This window comes from Actinomadura sp. NEAU-AAG7, from assembly GCF_018603865.1.
Lineage (GTDB): Bacteria > Actinomycetota > Actinomycetes > Streptosporangiales > Streptosporangiaceae > Spirillospora > Spirillospora litoris.
Genome location: NZ_JAHFZY010000005.1, coordinates 561,352 through 578,730, shown reverse-complemented (window position 1 = coordinate 578,730; position 17,379 = coordinate 561,352). Strand labels below are relative to the sequence as shown.

At 74.3% G+C, this 17,379-nt stretch carries 17 protein-coding genes; 6 read left to right on the top strand and 11 right to left on the bottom strand.

Annotated features, from left to right (window positions below; all coding sequences use genetic code 11):
* Positions 1 to 76: 76 nt before the first annotated feature.
* Together KLI87_RS25385 and KLI87_RS25380 are read left to right on the top strand one after the other, a co-directional pair.
* A complete protein-coding gene (locus KLI87_RS25385) occupies positions 77 to 763 on the top strand; it encodes a dihydrofolate reductase family protein (RefSeq protein ID WP_214618961.1) in 687 nt (228 codons plus the stop codon).
* Positions 756 to 1,193 (top strand): dCMP deaminase, encoded by a 438-nt coding sequence (locus tag KLI87_RS25380; protein ID WP_214618960.1) that lies wholly within the window; start codon positions 756 to 758, stop codon positions 1,191 to 1,193. The genes KLI87_RS25385 and KLI87_RS25380 overlap by 8 nt, the downstream gene beginning before the upstream one ends.
* Before the next feature lie 10 nt (positions 1,194 to 1,203).
* Here KLI87_RS25380 and KLI87_RS25375 read toward each other — a convergent pair whose 3' ends face one another.
* Complete coding sequence (locus KLI87_RS25375; protein WP_308166163.1) at positions 1,204 to 1,854, bottom strand: molybdopterin-dependent oxidoreductase; 651 nt, start codon at positions 1,852 to 1,854, stop codon at positions 1,204 to 1,206.
* 47 nt (positions 1,855 to 1,901) lie between these two features.
* On the opposite strand from KLI87_RS25375, the gene KLI87_RS25370 reads away from it, so the two are divergent.
* On the top strand, positions 1,902 to 2,468 hold the full coding sequence (locus KLI87_RS25370) for a TetR family transcriptional regulator (RefSeq protein ID WP_214618959.1): 567 nt from the start codon (positions 1,902 to 1,904) through the stop codon (positions 2,466 to 2,468).
* A gap of 24 nt (positions 2,469 to 2,492) precedes the next feature.
* On the opposite strand, the gene KLI87_RS25365 is transcribed toward KLI87_RS25370, so the two are convergent.
* The 4 genes from KLI87_RS25365 to KLI87_RS25350 all read right to left on the bottom strand — a co-directional run bounded on the left by KLI87_RS25365 (position 2,493) and on the right by KLI87_RS25350 (position 6,655).
* Complete coding sequence (locus KLI87_RS25365) at positions 2,493 to 3,359, bottom strand: ATP-binding cassette domain-containing protein (RefSeq protein ID WP_214618958.1); 867 nt, start codon at positions 3,357 to 3,359, stop codon at positions 2,493 to 2,495.
* On the bottom strand, positions 3,356 to 4,432 hold the full coding sequence (locus KLI87_RS25360) for an ABC transporter permease (RefSeq protein ID WP_214618957.1): 1,077 nt from the start codon (positions 4,430 to 4,432) through the stop codon (positions 3,356 to 3,358). The genes KLI87_RS25365 and KLI87_RS25360 overlap by 4 nt, the downstream gene beginning before the upstream one ends.
* Entirely contained in the window at positions 4,429 to 5,415 is a 987-nt protein-coding gene (locus KLI87_RS25355; RefSeq protein WP_156215383.1) for a sugar ABC transporter substrate-binding protein, read from the bottom strand. Before KLI87_RS25355 ends, KLI87_RS25360 begins: the two co-directional genes overlap by 4 nt.
* An 85-nt stretch (positions 5,416 to 5,500) precedes the next feature.
* A complete protein-coding gene (locus KLI87_RS25350; protein ID WP_214618956.1) occupies positions 5,501 to 6,655 on the bottom strand; it encodes a Gfo/Idh/MocA family oxidoreductase in 1,155 nt (384 codons plus the stop codon).
* Between the two features lie 378 nt (positions 6,656 to 7,033).
* Here KLI87_RS25350 and KLI87_RS25345 point away from each other — a divergent pair, with 378 nt between their 5' ends.
* Complete coding sequence (locus KLI87_RS25345) at positions 7,034 to 7,354, top strand: hypothetical protein (protein ID WP_214618955.1); 321 nt, start codon at positions 7,034 to 7,036, stop codon at positions 7,352 to 7,354.
* A 165-nt stretch (positions 7,355 to 7,519) separates the two neighbouring features.
* Here the strand turns inward: KLI87_RS25345 and KLI87_RS25340 are convergent, their stop codons facing one another.
* Positions 7,520 to 7,927: a VanZ family protein gene (locus tag KLI87_RS25340; RefSeq protein ID WP_308166162.1), complete on the bottom strand. Its 408-nt coding sequence runs from the start codon at positions 7,925 to 7,927 to the stop codon at positions 7,520 to 7,522.
* A gap of 239 nt (positions 7,928 to 8,166) precedes the next feature.
* Positions 8,167 to 10,563: an endopeptidase La gene (gene lon / locus KLI87_RS25335; protein WP_156215379.1), complete on the bottom strand. Its 2,397-nt coding sequence runs from the start codon at positions 10,561 to 10,563 to the stop codon at positions 8,167 to 8,169.
* Positions 10,564 to 10,941: 378 nt separating this feature from the next.
* On the opposite strand from lon, the gene KLI87_RS25330 reads away from it, so the two are divergent.
* A complete protein-coding gene (locus KLI87_RS25330; RefSeq protein WP_214618954.1) occupies positions 10,942 to 12,210 on the top strand; it encodes a serine protease in 1,269 nt (422 codons plus the stop codon).
* Positions 12,211 to 12,923: 713 nt separating this feature from the next.
* Here KLI87_RS25330 and KLI87_RS25325 read toward each other — a convergent pair.
* The 4 genes from KLI87_RS25325 to KLI87_RS25310 all read right to left on the bottom strand — a co-directional run bounded on the left by KLI87_RS25325 (position 12,924) and on the right by KLI87_RS25310 (position 15,981).
* Positions 12,924 to 13,847: a helix-turn-helix domain-containing GNAT family N-acetyltransferase gene (locus KLI87_RS25325; protein WP_308166161.1), complete on the bottom strand. Its 924-nt coding sequence runs from the start codon at positions 13,845 to 13,847 to the stop codon at positions 12,924 to 12,926.
* A 70-nt stretch (positions 13,848 to 13,917) separates the two neighbouring features.
* The gene (locus KLI87_RS25320; RefSeq protein ID WP_214618953.1) at positions 13,918 to 14,229 is read right to left on the bottom strand and encodes a DUF3817 domain-containing protein; all 312 of its coding nucleotides are present in this window, start codon (positions 14,227 to 14,229) and stop codon (positions 13,918 to 13,920) included.
* Positions 14,230 to 14,318: 89 nt separating this feature from the next.
* Positions 14,319 to 14,678: a hypothetical protein gene (locus tag KLI87_RS25315; RefSeq protein ID WP_214618952.1), complete on the bottom strand. Its 360-nt coding sequence runs from the start codon at positions 14,676 to 14,678 to the stop codon at positions 14,319 to 14,321.
* A gap of 1 nt (position 14,679) precedes the next feature.
* Positions 14,680 to 15,981, bottom strand: a complete 1,302-nt coding sequence (locus KLI87_RS25310; protein WP_250904199.1) for a citrate synthase — start codon at positions 15,979 to 15,981, stop codon at positions 14,680 to 14,682.
* Positions 15,982 to 16,018: 37 nt separating this feature from the next.
* Between KLI87_RS25310 and KLI87_RS25305 the strand changes: the two genes are divergently transcribed.
* Positions 16,019 to 17,266 carry a hypothetical protein gene (locus KLI87_RS25305; RefSeq protein WP_156215378.1) on the top strand — a complete coding sequence of 416 codons (1,248 nt, stop codon included), beginning with the start codon at positions 16,019 to 16,021 and terminating at the stop codon, positions 17,264 to 17,266.
* Positions 17,267 to 17,379: the final 113 nt, after the last annotated feature.

Sequence of the window (17,379 nt, the reverse complement as noted above, 5' to 3'; positions counted from 1 at the left end):
CGATTCGGCTCAAGAGCCACACCCCGCCGGGGAGCCGCGGGCCCGAGGGGACCGCGGGGAGCCCTAGTCTTGGGGCGTGAGCGAGCGCCCCTACGTGCTGGTGAGCTGCGCGATGTCGGTCGACGGCTATATCGACGACGCGACGCCCGAGCGGCTCCGGCTGTCCAGCCCCGCCGACTTCGACCGGGTCGACGCGGTGCGCGCGGGCTGCGACGCGATCCTGGTCGGGGCCGGGACGGTGCGCGCCGACGACCCCCGGCTGCTGATCCGCTCCCCCGCCCGCCGGGAGCAGCGGGTCGCGCGCGGGATGCCCGCCGACCTGACGAAGGTCACGCTGACCTGGAGCGGCGACCTCGACCCCGGCGCGCGGTTCTTCACCACCGGCGAGGCGCCCAAGCTCGTGTACGCGCCCACCGGCACGGCCGGGGGCCTCGCCGCGCGGCTGGGCGGTCTGGCCGAGGTGATCGACGCGGGCGACCCGCTCACACCGGCCACGGTGCTGCGCGACCTCGCGGCGCGGGGCGTCCGGCGGCTGATGGTGGAGGGCGGCGGCGGGATCCACACGCTGTTCCTGACCGCCGGGGTCGTGGACGAGCTGCGGCTCGTCGTCGCGCCGTTCTTCATCGGCGACCCGTCCGCGCCGCGGTTCGTCGGCTCGGGGGTGTTCCCGCAGGCGCCGGACCGTCCGATGCGACTGGAGGAGATCACCCGCATCGGCGACCTCGCGCTGCTGCGTTTCCTCACCGGGACCGCGCGTGGATGACGCGGGCTGGCTGCGGCTGGCCTGCGAGCTGGCGCGGCGGTGCCCCCCGTCGGGGACGGCGTTCTCGGTCGGCGCCGTCATCGTGGACGCGCGCGGCCGGGAGGTCGCGCGCGGCTTCTCCCGCGAGGACGACCCGTTCGACCACGCCGAGGAGGCCGCCCTCGCCAGGGCGGCCGGCGGGCTGGGGGGCGCGACCGTCTACAGCTCGCTGGAGCCGTGCGGGCACCGGGCCTCCCGCGACCGGCCGTGCGCCGAGCTGATCGTCGCCGCCGGCGCGGCGCGCGTCGTGTTCGCCTGGCGCGAGCCGGCGCTGTTCGCCGAGGGGACGGGCGCGGAGATCCTCACCGCGGCGGGCGTCGAGGTGACCGAACTGCCGGAGCTGGCCGGGCTCGCCCGCGAACCCAACACGCACCTCCTCCGCACCGGCTGACCCGGGGGCGTCACCCGCGCAGGTCGTCGTAGGCGGCGCGGGCCCGGGGCAGCAGGGTGCGCCACAGCGGGCGCCAGAGGCGCCCTGGGAGGTAGCGGCTGCGCTCCTCCAGCGCGACGCGGCCGCGCGGGTGCGCCTTCCAGCCCGCCGAGCCGGGGTCGTACCCGGCCCGGTACTCGATGGCGCAGACGTGCTTCACGCTCTTGTAGCCGTAGTGGGCCGGGGCGACGAGGCGGAGCGGCGCGCCGTGGTCGGCGGTGAGCGGCGCGCCGTCCAGGACGTCGGCGAGCAGGACGCCGGGGGCGAGCGCGTCGTCCAGGAGCAGGGTGCTGCGGTAGCCGTCGAGCCCGGTGAAGGTGACCCAGCGCGCGGCCCGGCCCGGTGCGACGCGCCCCGCGAGGTGGGCGTGGACGGCGGCGAACGGGACGCCCTCCCAACGCAGGCCGAGCGCGCTCCAGGTGGTGACGCAGTGCAGGCCGGAGTGCGTCTCCGCCCGCCCGAGCCGGGTCAGCTCCGCCGCCGGAACCTGCGCCGGGCGCCGGACGGCCCCGGTCACCGTGACGACCGGCGCGGCGGGGACGCTCGGGCGGCGGGCCGCGAACGCGGGCAGCCCGAACGGCGCCAGCGGCGCGGCCGACTGGCCGGGAGGCAGGACGTCCACGGCTCCTCCTTTTAGAGAGTACTCTCCAATACCTTACCCTCTAGCCCATGGGACGACCACCGCGCCACGACGTGGGCCGCCTACTGGACGTCGCCGTCGAGCTGGCGGCGGACGGCCCGGGCCGCGTCACGGTCGCGGCCGTGGCCCGCGCGGCGGGGGCGCCGAGCGGCTCGGTGTACCACCGCTTCGCCGGGCTGCCCGCGCTGCGCGCCGCGCTCTGGCTGCGGACGGTCGAGCGGTTCCAGGCGGGGTTCCTCGACGCGCTGCGCGGCGACCCGCCGGACCGGGCGGCCGGGGAGGCCGCCCGGCACGTGGTCGCGTGGAGCCGGGCGCACCGCGAGGAGGCCCGCGTGCTGCTGCACGGCAGGTCCGCCCTCGACGAGGACGGCTGGCCCGCCGAGGACCGCGCGCGGCTGGGCGAGGCCGACCGGCGCGTCCGCGCGGCCGTCCGCGACCTCGCGGGCCGCCTCGGCGTCGAGGAGGAGCGCGCGGCCGTCGCCGTGATCGACCTGCCCTACGCGATCGTGCGCCGCCACCTGCTGGGCGGCGGCGAGATCGCGCCGGGCACCGAGGACCGCGTCGCCGAGGCGGCCGTCCTGCTCACCCGCCGCTGAGCCCTGCCGCCAAGCCCTGCCGCGCTACTCGGCCTCGCCGGTGAGGCCGAGGCGCTCGGCCTCCTCGGTGAGCCGCCGGGCGGCCGACGCCGAGCCCGCCGAGCCCGTCGAGCCCGCCGCGTCGAGCTCGTGGGCCAGCTGCTCCAGCTCGGCGCCGCCCGCCATGAGCGCGGTCAGCTCCTCGCGGGTGATCTCGTCCTTGCCGTGGTACCCGGCGCTGCGGCCCCGGTTCAGGATCAGGAAGCGGTCGCCGACCGGGTAGGCGTGGTGCGGGTTGTGGGTGATGAAGATGACCGCGAGCCCGCGCTCCCGCGCCTGGACGATGTAGCGCAGCACGACACCGGCCTGCTTGACGCCGAGCGCCGCCGTCGGCTCGTCCAGGACGAGGGCCTTCGCGCCGAAGTACACGGCGCGGGCGATCGCCACGCACTGCCGCTCGCCGCCCGACAGCGTGCCGATCGGCTGGTCGACGTCGCGCAGGTCGATGCCCATCGCGGCGAGCTCGGCGCGGGTCGTCTCGCGCATGAACCGGGTGTCCAGCCGGCCGATGCCCCTGCGGCGCTCCGAGCCGAGGAAGAAGTTGCGCCAGACCGGCATCAGCGGGACGACCGCGAGGTCCTGGTAGACGGTCGCGATGCCCCGTTCGAGGGCGTCGCGCGGCGAGCCGAACGCGACCGGCTCCCCCGCCACCTCGTAGGTCCCGGCGTCGTGCCGGTGCAGGCCCGCGATGATCTTGATCAGCGTGGACTTGCCCGCGCCGTTGTCGCCGAGCACGCAGGTCACCTCGCCCGCGTCCGCCTCCAGGTCGACGTCGCGCAGCGCGATGACGGTGCCGTGGCTCTTGCCGACGCCGGTCAGCCTGACCAGCGGCGGCGTTCCGGTGTCGGTCATGCCGAGCGCTCCACCCTGCGTCGGACGATCAGGTTGACCATGGCGGCGACGAGCAGCATCGCGCCGAGGAAGAACTTGAACCAGTCGGGGTTCCACTCGGCGTACACGATGCCCTTGTTCGTCATCCCGAAGATGAACGCGCCGATGGCGGCGCCGATCGCCGAGCCGTACCCGCCGGTCAGCAGGCAGCCGCCGATGACCGCGCAGATGATGTAGAAGAACTCGTTCCCCACGCCCTCGCCGGACTGGACGGTCGCGAACGCGAACACCAGGTGCATCCCGGAGATCCAGGCGCACAGCGCGACGCCCATGAACAGCCCCACCTTGGTGCGGGCGACCGGGACGCCGACCGCGCGGGCGCTGCCCGCGTCGCCGCCCACCGCGAAGATCCAGTTGCCGGTGCGGGTGCGCAGCAGGATCCAGGTGGCGACCGCGACGAGCCCGAGCCACCAGAACACGGTGACGTTGACCTCCACGTCCCCGATCCCGACCTCGGAGGCGAACACGGCGCGGGCGCTGTCGAAGCCGTCCATGTCCCGGACGGAGTCGGAGGCGACGTTCCCGGTCACCGCCTTCGTCACGCCGAGGTTCAGCCCCGCGAGCATGAAGAACGTCGCGAGCGTGATGATGAAGCTCGGCAGCCGCGTGTTGACGTAGAGCAGCCCGTTCACCATCCCGAGCGCGAGCGTGAGCACCAGCGAGACCGCCACGCCCGCCCACACGTTCAGCGTGAGCTGGTAGGCGGTGAGCGCCGCGAGCAGCGCCGAGGTCGTCACCATCACCCCGGCGGACAGGTCGAACTCCCCGCCGATCATCAGCAGCGACACGCCCACCGCCATGATCCCGAACGTCGAGGCCGCGTACAGGACGGTGGAGAACGACGTGGCCTGGAGGAACGCGTCCGCGACGACGGAGAAGAACACGAACACCGCGACGGCGCCGAGGAGCGCGCCGAGTTCGGGGCGGGCCAGCAGCCCCGACAGCGGGGACCGCCGGGCCAGCCGCTCATCCGCCGGCGCGGCCGGCCCGGCCGGCCCGGTCGGCGCGTCCGGCCCGGCCGTGCTCCGCGTCACCGGGTGCCCCGGCGCGTGAACGCCTCCAGCGCGGCGGCGTTGTCCCGCGTCACGATCGCGGGCCCGGTCAGCACCGGGCGCCCGCCGCCGAGCACGTCGCCGTTGGTCTTCAGCAGCCACAGCGCGTCGACGGCGCTGTACCCCTGGAGGTAGGGCTGCTGGTCGACGGCGAACCGGACGTCGCCCGCCCGGATCGCGTCGATCAGCCCCTTGTTCAGGTCGAACGTCCCGACCTTGGCCTTGCCGCCGACCTCCTTCACCGCGTCCACGGCGGTCGCGGCGAACGGCGCGCCGAGCGTGAGCACGCCGTCGACGTCCTTGTCCGCCTGGAGCCTGGCGGTCACCGACGACCTGACCTCCGGCATGTTCGTGCCGTTCACATACAGGTTGCGCAGGTCGCCGCCGAAGGTCTTGCGCGCGCCCGCGCAGCGGTCCTCCAGGCCCACGTTGCCCTGCTCGTGGACGACGCACAGCGCCTTCCTCGCGCCGATCCGCGCCAGCTCGCGCCCGGCGGCCTCGCCCGCGATCGACTCGTCCTGGCCGAAGTGCGCGATCGCGCCGAGCCGCGCCGAGTCGCCCGCCCCGGAGTTGATCGACACCACCGGGATCTTCGCCGCGGCCGCCTGGGCGAGCGCGTCCCTCAGCGCGTCGGGCTTGGCGAGGGTGACGACGATGCCGTCCACCTTCTGGTCGACCGCGGCCCGCACGAGCTGCGCCTGCTTGCCGCCGTCGGGGTCGGCCGAGTAGAGGAACTCGACGTCGTCCTTCCCGGCGGCGGCCTTCGCTCCCTTCTGGACGATGTCCCAGAACGTGTCGCCCGGGCCCGAGTGGGTCACCATGGCGATCTTCAGCCGGCGCCCCTCGGTCGCCCGCTTCTCCGCCTTCTTGCCGCCCGAACTGCTGCAGGCGCCGAGTACCAGCACCCCCGCGGCCGCCAGCGCCGCGAGTCTCACCGCCGGGCCGCGCGCGAACACGCCTCTCATCGGTCGGTCTCCGTTCTCCCCGATGGACGAGCCGGATCAACGGAAGGAGTCGATCACAGATGGCGACGCCGCGTCGCCCCTTCGCTCACCGCCGTATCTCGCGGGTCTCCACGATCCGTCCCTCCCGCATCGACAGCTCGCACGCCTCGGCCAGGTAGAACGCCTCCAGCGCCTCCTCCGGCGGGCACGGGCTGCCGTGGCGGCCGGTGACGACGTCCATGAAGGCCCGCAGTTCGGCGTCGTAGGCGTCGGCGAAGCGCTCGATGAACCCGCAGTAGGCGCCGCGCGGGCCGGTGTCCGGATCGGGCGCGCCCGCGGCCTGCTCGGGCAGCGGGGTGACGGGGGTCCGCTCGTCCAGGCCCGCGATGATGCTGTCCTTGGAGCCGAACAGCTCCAGCCGGGCGTCGTAGCCCGCCGCGTTGTACCGGGTGGCCGAGACGAGCCCGAGCGTCCCGTCGTCCAGGACGAGCAGCACCGAACCCGTGTCGACGTCGCCGTACTCGCGGAAGAACGCGTCGCCCCGGTTGGCGCCGGAGGCCATCACCCGCACCACCTCCCGGCCCGTCACGAACCTGATGAGGTCGAGGTCGTGGATCGCGCAGTCGCGGAACAGCCCGCCGGACGCCGGGACGTAGGCGACGGGCGGCGGCGCCGGGTCGAAGCTGCACGAGCGCACGGTGTGCAGCCAGCCGAGCCGCCCGGACGCGAGCGCCTCCCGCGCCGCCGCGTTCCCCGCGTCGAACCGCCGCTGGAACCCGACCTGCACGGGGACGCGCGCCGCGTCCGCCGCCGCCACGATCTGGAACGTTCCATCAAGGTCGGGCGCGAGAGGCTTCTCGCAGAACACGGGTATTCGCCCGGCCAGCGCCGCCGCCACCAGGTCGGCGTGCGCGTCGGTGGCCGCCGCGACGATCACGCCGTCGAGCCCGGCGGAGAACAGGTCCGCGACCTCGTCCACGGCCACGACGCGGACCTCTCCGGCCGCGGCGCGCGCGGAACCGACGTCCTGCGCGCACGCGGCGTCCGCCGCCGCGAGGACGTCCGCGACGGGGTCCCCGGGGGCCCGCGACAGGCGGTCCGCCAGGGCGCGGGCCCGGGAGGGGTCCACGTCGGCGATGACGAGCGTGCCCACCTCGGGCAGCTCGCACAGCGCGGCGGCGTGGCGGGCGCCGATGCGTCCCGCCCCGGCCAGCCCGATGGTGAGTCCGGCGGTCGGTCCAGTGGTCGTGGTGTGCGTCATTGTCGATCCCGGCTGTGTCGTCAAGGCCGGTCGAGGGGCGGGCCGCGCGGCGCCCGCCGTCGCCGGTCTTGGGGCGAGCGCGGCACCGCTTCGCGATCCACCCGGATGAGGCTCGCCTGCGGCATCGCCTCGCCCGGGAGCGGGTGACGCGCTCGCGCGTCGGCTGAGGCATCTTCAAAATAGACCCTGGGCCTGAGCCGGTCACCCCTACCGTCCGTCACGTCCTCCAACCAAGCACCGGTTTGCTTCGCATCCGGGTCCCGTCCCCGGCGCCTCGGGGTTCGCCGGTTCCCACACCGTCCGCGCGCTGCTCGCGGCCGGTCATCGGCCGCGCGCGCCGGTCCGGGACGCGGGGCGGGCGGGCGCACCCTCCAGGCGGTGGACGTCCAGGTCAGCGACATCGAGACGGTCGTCGGCGACATGCCGGACACCGGCCCGGCGGCCGCCGCGCCGCGCGTCTGCGACGCGGTCGTCCACGCCGCCACGGCGATCGGCGCGACCGTCCCGGCCGGGTCGCGTCCCCACGCGGACCTGGCCCGGACGCGCGACGTGGCGGGCGGCGCGGTCGCGCAGGGTGGTCGGGCGGTGTACGTCTCGGCGGCCGGGGTGCTCGTCCCGCCGTCCGCGCCGGTCACCACCGCGGACGCGCCGCTCGCGCGCCCCCGCGCCGGCGGCGGCTGGCCGGGAACGGCCACCTGAGCCCCCCGTAGGGCCGGACGGCCCGCGGCCAGGGCACCGCCGAATACACCGAGGTCTGGCCCCGCCTTCTCAATGTCCTACCGGTTTTCGACCGTTACGCAGAACGCGTGGACCGCCAACCGGGAATCTTCCGCCCGATCCCGTGCCGACCCGCATAGGCCGCCGTCAGCCGCCGCGAATCGATTTGGAGAGTCGGCGCCCCAGAAGGAGATAGGCGAGGACGACGCCGACGACATTCAGAATGACGTCGTCCACGTCGAAGGCGCGCCCCATCACCACGGTGCCCTGCACGGTCTCGATCGCCAGGGAGCACATCCCGGCCACGAGCGCGAGGCGGATCGGGCCGCGCAGGCTCACCCAGACGATGGGCAGCAGGACGCCGAGCGGCGCCAGCAGCGCGAGGTTGCCGCCGATCTGGAGCGCGGCGTCCCCGCTCGGGCGGTTCAGATAGAACCGCAGGGAGTCGCCGGGATCGGTGTTGCCCCCGGCCTGCCCATTGTCGTCAACGGGCGTCAGCGTCAGCCGGAACGCGAAGTAGCAGAACACGCCGAGAAAGGCGAGGGCGATCGTCACCGCGACCACCCGTAGAGCGATCACATACCACGGGGACCTTTCACCGGATGCCGCCGGTTGCCACATTCTCACCACCACGGACGACTGGTCCCCGTTACAACGCGAAGTATGCACACCCGCGTTGTCCCCATTTGTTTTGGCACCGGACCCGCATTAAGGGCGTCCGAAAAGGCGGGACGCCCGTGCCGGAATGATTCCGGCACGGGCGTCCCACCCGCCCCCGCGGGCGTTGCCGCCGGTCAGACGGCGACCGGCGTGGTGGCCGGTTCGAGCGCCAGGTCGAGGACCTCGCGGACGTCGCTGACGGCGAAGACCGTCAGGTTCTCCAGCACCTCGGCCGGCACGTCCTCCAGGTCCGGCTCGTTGCGCTTGGGCACGATCGCGGTCGTGATGCCGAGCCGGGAGGCCGCCAGCAGCTTCTGCTTCAGCCCGCCGATCGGCAGCACCCGCCCGGTCAGCGACACCTCGCCGGTCATCGCCACGTCCGAGCGGACGGGCCGGCCCGACAGCAGCGACGCCAGCGCGGTCGTCATCGTGATGCCCGCGCTCGGGCCGTCCTTCGGGATCGCGCCGGCGGGCACGTGGACGTGCACGCCGCGCTCCTTCAGGTCGCCGACCGGCAGCTCCAGCTCCGCGCCGCGCGAGCGCAGGTAGCTGAGCGCGATCCGGGCCGACTCCTTCATGACGTCGCCGAGCTGGCCGGTGAGCGTCACGCCGGTGTCGCCGGTCTCCCGGTCGGCCAGCGACGCCTCGATGTAGAGGACGTCGCCGCCCGCGCCGGTGACCGCGAGCCCCGTCGCGACGCCGGGCACGCCCGTCCGCCGCTCGGACCTGCTCAGCTCGACCTCCGGGGTGTACCGGGGGCGGCCGAGGTAGTCCTTCAGGTCGGCCGCGCCGATCGCGACCGGCAGCTCCGCCTTCTCCAGCGCCACGTTCGCGGCGACCTTGCGCAGCACCCGCGCGATCGAGCGGTCCAGCGACCGCACGCCCGCCTCGCGGGTGTACTCGGCCGCCAGCAGCCGCAGCGCGTCGTCGCCGAACCCGACCTCGGACGCCTCCAGCCCCGCCTTGTCGAGCTGGCGCGGCAGCAGGTGGTCGCGGGCGATCGTGACCTTCTCGTCCTCGGTGTAGCCGTCGAGCTGGACCAGCTCCATGCGGTCCAGCAGCGGCCCGGGGATCGCCTCGACCACGTTCGCGGTGGCGAGGAACAGCACGTCGCTGAGGTCGAGCTCGACCTCCAGGTAGTGGTCGCGGAACGTGTGGTTCTGCTCGGGGTCCAGGACCTCCAGCAGCGCCGCCGTCGGGTCGCCCCGGTAGTCCGCGCCGACCTTGTCGACCTCGTCCAGCAGGACGACCGGGTTCATCGAGCCCGCCTCGCGGATGGCCCGGACGATGCGTCCAGGCAGGGCCCCGACGTAGGTGCGCCGGTGTCCGCGGATCTCCGCCTCGTCGCGGACGCCGCCCAGCGCGACCCGGACGAACCTCCGCCCCATGGCCCGCGCGACCGACTCGCCCAGCGAGGTCTTGCCCACCCCGGGCGGACCGGTCAGCGCGAGCACCGCGCCGCTCCGGCGGCCCCCGACGACGCCGAGCCCCCGGTCGGCCCGCCGCTTGCGGACGGCCAGGTACTCGACGATGCGCTCCTTGACGTCGTCGAGGCCCGCGTGGTCGGCGTCCAGGATCTCCCGGGCGCCCGCGATGTCGTAGGCGTCCTCGGTCCGCTCGTTCCACGGGATGTCGAGGACGGTGTCGAGCCACGTGCGGATCCAGCCGCCCTCCGGGGAGGCGTCCGACGAGCGCTCCAGCTTGTCGACCTCCTTCAGCGCGGCCTCGCGCACCTTCTCGGGCAGGTCGGCGGCCTCGATCCGGGCCCGGTAGTCGTCCTCCTCGTCGGCGGGGTCGCCGTTCAGCTCGGCCAGCTCCTTGCGGATGGCCTCCTGCTGCTGCCGCAGCAGGAACTCCCGCTGCGTCTTCTCCATGCCCTCCTGGACGTCCTTGCGGATCGTCTCCGCCACGTCCAGCTCCGCGAGGTGGTCGCGCGCCCAGCCGATGACCAGCGTCAGCCGCTCGACCACGTCGGGCGTCTCCAGCACCTCGATCTTCTGCTCGTCCGACAGGTAGGGCGCGTACCCGGCGTTGTCGGCCAGCGTGGAGGGGTCGTCGATCTGCTGCACCACGTCCACGACCTGCCAGGCGCCGCGCTTCTGCAGGATCGCGCTGACCAGGCCCTTGTACTCCTTGGCCAGCTCCTCCGCGCGCCCGGTGGCGGGCGGCGTCTCGATCACGGTGCCCTCGACCCACAGCGCGGCGCCGGGCCCGGTGGTCCCGGTCCCGATCCGCACCCGCGAGACGCCCCGGACGACCGCGCCCGGCTCGCCGCCGGGCAGCCGCCCCTCCTGCTCGATCACGCCCAGCGTGCCCACGCCGGCGTACTGCCCGTTGAGCCGGGGCACCAGCAGCACCTGCGGCTTGCCCGCCGACCGGATCCCCGGCCCCTTGGCCCGGGCCACGGCGCGCGCCGCCTCGATCGCCGCCCGCACCTCACCGCTCTCCGACAGGTCGAGGGGCACCACCATGCCCGGCAGAACGGCCCCGTCGTCCAGGGGCAGCACCGGCAGCGTCAGGGTCTCGCTCATGCTCAGCTCCAAGTCCGTGTCTGAGGACCCAACAGCAAGTTGAGTCATACACACTCAAGAAAACGGAGCACGAGTTTGTTTCCTCAACAACGTTCGCTCTCAGCGATCAGAACCGCGCCCGGGGGCGGTGTGGCCCGTGCGGCTCATAGGGCGGGGGCTATGCCAAGGTGCGAGTGATGGCGGTATCGGGCTGGATGTCACAATCTCGTCCTCGCTGGACGTGACACCCGGTCTCCGGCGCGACACCCCACGGCCTCCTTCCGGGCACGCGGCGACCGGCCGCCGGACGCCCGTCCAGCGCTCCCAGAGATCCGGCACCGGCTGAACCGCCGCCACGGTTCCGGTGCCGTGCCCCCCGCTCCCCCCTGGAGGTGCGCCGTGTCCCTGCGGCCACGCGTCCTGATCATCGCGGCCGCCCTGGCGGCCGCCGCGTCCGCTCTGCCGGGCCCCGCCGCACAGGCGGCCGGGGCACGGTCGCCCGACGTCGCCGCGGCGGCGCCCGCCCCCGCCGCCGCCGCGGCTCGGGTGAGCGTCGCCGGCGAGGAGAAGGCCAGCGATGCCGAGCTGCGGTACGCCGCCGCCGGGCGCGCCCGGCGGATCGTCATCCGCGAACCCGGCTCGACCTACGTCAAGGTGCACTTCGCGTCGTTGCGGCTCGTGCCCGGCGACCGGGTGACCGTCGCCGACCCGGCCGGACGCGAGGTCCACACCTACCACGGCGACCCGACCGTCCGGCGGATCCCCGGCGACTCGGCCCACACCGTCCACGGCAGGCCCGGCTTCGCCGCGATGTCCGTGGACGGCGACACCGCCGTGGTCACCCTGCACGCGGCGCCCCGCCAAAACGCCGCCGCCCTGACCCGCCAGGGGTTCGGCGCCCGTATCGACAGCTACTACAGGGGCTTCGACCAGGGTGAGTGGGCCGCGGCGAATCCCGGCACGTTCAGCGTGTGCGGGCCGGACGCGCGGCGCGACGTGAGCTGCTACCAGACCAGCCACCCCACCGAGTACGCCCGCGCGGGCGCGGTGGCCCGCCAACTCCTCAAGGGCGCCGGATACTGCACGGCCTGGCGGGTCGGCAACACCAACCGCATGCTGACCAACCAGCACTGCATGGAGAGCGCCGCCGACCTGCGGGCCAGCGAGTTCCAGTTCGACTACCAGTGCGCCACCTGCGGCGGCAACGACCCCCGGCCCGGCACCAAGGTGAGCGGGGCGGAGCTGATCAAGCTGAGCCCGCTGCGCGACCTGGACTACGCGCTGTTCTCGGTGAACGACTTCGCCTCGATCCAGAAGTTCGGCACCCTCTACCTGGACGCGCGGGAGCCCGTCGCCCAGGAGCGCATCTACATCGCCGGCCACGGCGACGTCCTGCCCAAGCGCCTCTCGCTCTACGAGGACCGCGACGGCGGCGGCTACTGCAAGATCGACACCGTCCAGTCCGGGGTGAACACCGGCTACCGGTGCGACACCTCCGGCGGCAACTCCGGCTCGCCGGTGCTGGCCGCCTCCTCGCACAAGGTCATCGCGCTGCACCACCTCGGCGGCTGCCCCAACTGGGGGACGCGGATCTCGCGCGTCAACGCGGAGATCTCCGGCCTCATCGACAACCGCCCGCCGGCCCCGGGCACCGCCCGCACGTCGTGAATCGCGAGGCGGACGGCAATGGGTCGGCAAAGTCCGCCGCGGATCTTGAATCTTTGCGCCCCGTCCGGTTTACGCGCGCATGACCCGGGGGTACTTAACGCAACGAGATCGTGACACACAGTGAACGACAGGCTCTTCGGCCGGCAAAGCGCCAGGTCCCGAAGGCCGCCACAGGCGAAGGAGGGGCGGAGTGAGGATCACCGCGCGTGCTCACCGCGGACCGGTCCCCGCCGGTGCGTCCGAGGGCGTTCGCCGTCCGTCCCACCGCGGCGGACCACGGCACACCTCGGGTTCTCGGCCGCACCGCCCGGACCACCATCCCGCCGCTCCGGGTCCCGGCGCCGCCCGCCCCCGCGGCACCGGGGTCCCCATGGCCGGGCCGGCGGCGCCCGTCGGCGGCGCCGCCCGCCCGGCCCTCACTCGACCGGACGCCCGCGCGGCGTCCGCGCGCCGGACGGGACCCGTCACGCCCCCGTCCGACCCGGCTCCAGGCCGGCCCGGCTCAGGGAGGGAGGTGAGGCGCAGCACCTACCCGCACCGGCGCCAAGGCCGGTGAGACACCGGCGGCTGGAACTTCCGTCCGACCCCCGTCCCGGCCGCCGACCACGCAGTTAGGGATCGCTGCGGGACCTCGGGCCCGCGAAGGCACGCGCCTTCGCGGGCCCGAGTCCTTTCCCCCGAGTCCTTTCCCCCGAGTCCTTTTTGCGGCGGGTTCAGAGCCTCTTGCGCCAGGTCTGGCCGTGGATCGTGCCGCCGAACCGCCGCGACGGGGGCTCCTCGTCCTCCAGGACGAACCCCGCCCTGGCGTACAGGCGCTGCGCGGGACGCTGGAGCGCCGTCGTCCACAGCATGATCTCGGAGTACCCGGCCTCGGCCGCGAAGCGCGTGCACGCCTCCACGAGGGCGGCGCCGACCCCGCTCCCCCGGGCCTCCGGTTCGACGTGCAGGAGCCGGAGCTGCGCCACCTCGTCGTCGCGGCGGACGCAGAACACGCACCCCACCGGAACGCCCCCGCTCTCGGCGATCCAGGCCCGCTCCGCGCTCGGGTCGTGGTCCTCGACGTAGGCGGCGACGACACCGGCGACCAGCGCCTCGTAGGTGCGGTCCCAGCCGCACTCCTCGGCGTAGAGGGCGCCGTTGCGCTGCACCACCCAGCCGAGGTCGCCGGGACGCGGCTCGCGCAGGACGAGGCCGTCCGGGCGCGGGTCCTCGCCGAGGATGCCGTGGATGGAGCGCATCGCCGCCAGGAGGCGGAGCCGGGAGCCGCCGGGCAGGCGGTCGAGCAGGTCGCGGATCTCCGCGGCGGACCGCTCGTCCAGCATCGCGTAGGCGTCCCGCCCGCCCGGGGTGAGCCGGACGACCTGGCGCCTCGCGTCCCGCTCGGACCGCTCCCGCACGAGCAGGCCGTCGCCCTCGAAGCGGGTGAGCATCCGGCTGAGGTAGCCCGGGTCCAGGTCGAGCGCGCGCCGCAGGGCGAGGACCTCGGTCTCGGGCCGCTGCGCCAGCTCGAAGATCACCCTGGCCTCGGTGAGCGAGTAGGGCGTGCGCATCAGGCCCTCGCCCAGCACACCGATCACCCCGGTGTAGAACCGGTTGAACGAACGGACCGTCGCCACGTCCGCCTGGGTCGCCCGCACATCCGCCTCCAACGTTTGACTCCGTCAAACATTAGGGCACGGGACGCCGCCGGGCCAGCGGTTCGCGGCCTCAGGCGGCGGCGCCGGTCAACTCCCGCGCGTCGCGGACGATCCGGCGCTCCACGAAGAACGTCATCAGCGGGACGATGCCGCCGAGCACGATCATCGCCATCCGGCCGAGCGGCCAGCCGGTGCGCCGCCACAGGTCGTAGGCCGCCAGCAGGTACACCACGTAGAGCGCGCCGTGTACCGGCGCGACGATGCCCGCCATGCCCGGCTCGTCCGTCGGGCCGTACTTCAGCACCATGCCGACCACCAGCAGCACCAGCAGGGTCCCGACCACCAGGGCCAGGATGCGGTACCTGGTCACCGCGCCTTCCACAGATCACACCTTTCCGAAGCCGCGCGAACGCGGGCCGTCGTCAGCGGTGGGGACGTCCGCCGCCGCCCCCGGCACGAGCGGGCACCCCTCTAGTCCCGGCGGTGCGACTCGGAGTTCAGCCGCGCGAGGTAGCGGTTGTAGGCGGCGAGGGCGGGGTCCTCTTCCTCCTGGCGGCGGATGATCTCGCGCGTGACCGCCGCCTCGGCGGGCTCCTCGATCACCCGGGGCGCCTGCGGCTCCACGCCGTCGCGCTCGTCCCTGATCATCTTGACCCACATGACGATCACGAAGATCGCGAAGATCGGCCATTCGAACGTGTAGGCCCAGCTGCGGTCGTTGCCGCCCTGCGCGCGGTCGTACTGCCACCAGCCGAAGCCGAGGAACGACGCGCACAGGGCGATCGCCAGCGCGTGCAGCCCGAGCCAGCCGGGAGTGAGGAACCGTCGCACGTCACCGAGCGTACCCCCGCCCCTCCGCGGCCCGTACCGGGGTGCCGGTGTAGACGGCGCGGGGGCGCAGCGGGCTCGACCCCTCGTACTCCTCCAGCGCGTGGGCCAGCCATCCGGCGGTGCGCGCGACCGCGAAGATCGCCTCACCGGAGCCCGGGGCCAGCCCGGCGACGGCGCCGAGGACGGCGAGCACGAAGTCGACGTTGGGCGGGGGCAGCCTCCGCCGCCGCGCCGCCGCGAGGACGGCCTCGGCGGCGGCGAGGCGCTCGTGGCCGGGCGCCGCGTCCCGGACGAGGTCGAGCAGGAACGCGCAGCGGCCGTCGCCGGAGGCGTAGACCGTGTGGCCGAGGCCGGGGACGCGCTCGCCCGCGCGGAGCCGCTCGCCGACGGCGCGGGAGGCCGAGGCCGCGTCGGCGACCTCGGCGAGCAGCCGCTCCGCGCCGTAGGACGCGCCGCCGTGCAGCGGGCCGCTCGCGACGCCGAGCCCGGCGACGACGACGGCGTAGGGGTCGGCGCGGACGGAGGCGGCCACCCGCGCCGCCACCGTGGAGGCCGCCAGCTCGTGGTCGGCGAGCAGGATCATGGCGGCCTCGAACACCCGCAGCAGGGCGGGGTCCGGCGGCTCCGGGCACAGCCGCGCCCACAGCCGCGCCGCGATCGGGCCCTCGGTGCCGGGCGGCTCGGGGGCGGCGAGCGGCAGCGCCTCGACCAGGCCGGCGGCCAGGGTCCGGGCGGTCGTGGTGACGGAGTCCGGGTCCAGGCGGTGGCGCAGCGGGTCGGTGGCGGCGAGCGCGGCGGCGATCAGCTGGAGGCGGTCGAGCGGCAGCATCCCGGCGGGCAGCCCCGACTGGGCGGCCACGGCCGCCGCGACACCCTCCTCGTCGGCCCGCCAGCCCTCCCCGCCCGGCTCGGACGGCTCGGACGGCTCGGACGGCTCGGACGGCTCCTCCCCCGTCCAGAGCCAGGCCGCGACCTGCTCGAACGTCATGCTCCCCGCGAGGTCGAGGGCGTCGCGGCCCCGGTAGTAGGGCCGGTCGGCGCCGAGCGCCGTGATCCGCGACTCGATCGCCAGCTCGCCCGGCCCCGGCGGGCGGCGCGGCCTGCCGCGCCGGGCCAGCTCCTCGACCTGGGCGGCGTCGAACAGGCTGCGCCTGCCCTCCGGCGCGTGCCTGCGGCGCAGGACGCCCCGGCTCACGTAGGCGTAGAGCGTGGCGGGTTTCACACCGAGGCGTTCGGCGGCGCTCGCGGCGTCGATCCAGCCGTCCACCGGCCCGCCCCCTCCGTTGACATTGATTTTGATCAATATTGATACATATGGATCACGATGTCAATCTGAGGGCATGCCACAGATCCACTTCCTCGACGTCACCAACCGCGACGGCGTCCAGACGGCCCGGACCGGGCTGTCCAAGTTCGGCAAGACGATGGTCAACTTCTACCTGGGCCGGCTGGGGGTGGCGCAGAGCGAGATCGGCTTCCCGTTCCTGTTCCATGAGGCGCCCTACGTCCGGGCGCAGATCGCGCTGGCGGAGGCGGGCGCGTTCGGGGACCTGCGGCTGTCCGGGTGGTGCCGGGGCGTCGCGGGGGACGTGGAGAAGGCCGCCGGGGTGCGGGCCGGGGGGACGGGGCTCGCGCACTACAACCTGTCCATCTCGACGTCCGACTACATGATCGCGAACAAGTTCCGGGGGCGGCTGGACCGGGACTCGATCATCCGCGGGATGGTCGCGGCGGTGCGGGCGGCCAAGGCGGGCGGCGCGGCGACCGTCGGGGTCAACGCCGAGGACGGCTCGCGCACCGGCGACGGCTTCCTCACCGAGTTCGCGCTGGCGGCGAAGGAGGCGGGCGCCGACCGCGTCCGCTACTGCGACACGATCGGCGGCGACACCCCCGACCGGATCCGCGAGCGCTTCGCGGCGCTCGCGGCGGCGGTGGGGATGCCGGTCGAGACGCACTGCCACAACGACCTCGGCATGGCCGTCGCCAACTCCGTGTCGGGCGCGCTCGGCGGCCTGGAGGCGGGCCAGGACGTGTGGATCAACACGTGCGTGAACGGCATCGGCGAGCGGTCGGGCAACGCGGACCTGCTCTCGACGATCCTCGCGTTCCGCCACGGTTTCGGGCTGGAGGAGCGCGGCGCCGACGTCGGCGACCCGATCGACCTGTCCTGGGCGCGCCGGTTCGGGCTGTGGGCGGGCTACGCGTTCGGCCAGCCCCTCCCCTACAACCAGGTCGGCATCGGATGGAACGCGTTCGCGCACGAGTCGGGCATCCACGCGGACGGCGCGCTGAAGGACCACGGCAACTACGAGCTGTACGACGAGGAGACCCTCGGCCCCTTCCCCGACGACCGGCACGCGCGGCGCGGGCGGGTCGTGCTCACCGGCGAGTACGGCGGCAAGGCCGGGTTCCGGCACGTGATGGACGGCCTCGGCGTCGAGCCGGTGGACGAGGACCTGGCGTTCGCGCTCGTCCAGCTGTGCAACGCGCAGACGGGACGCCCGCTGACCGACGACGAGCTGCGGCTGATCGGCGGCTACCCGCGCGAGCTGGCGCTGCTCTTCCCCGGCCGGCTCCCCCAGGACTGAGCGAGGGGCGACCCCGGCACGGATGCGCGCGGGGCGGGTGCGCGCGGGGCGGGTGCGCGCGGGGCGCAACCCCAGGCAGCTCGGCGGTGTTGGCAGGAAGACGACAACGTGCG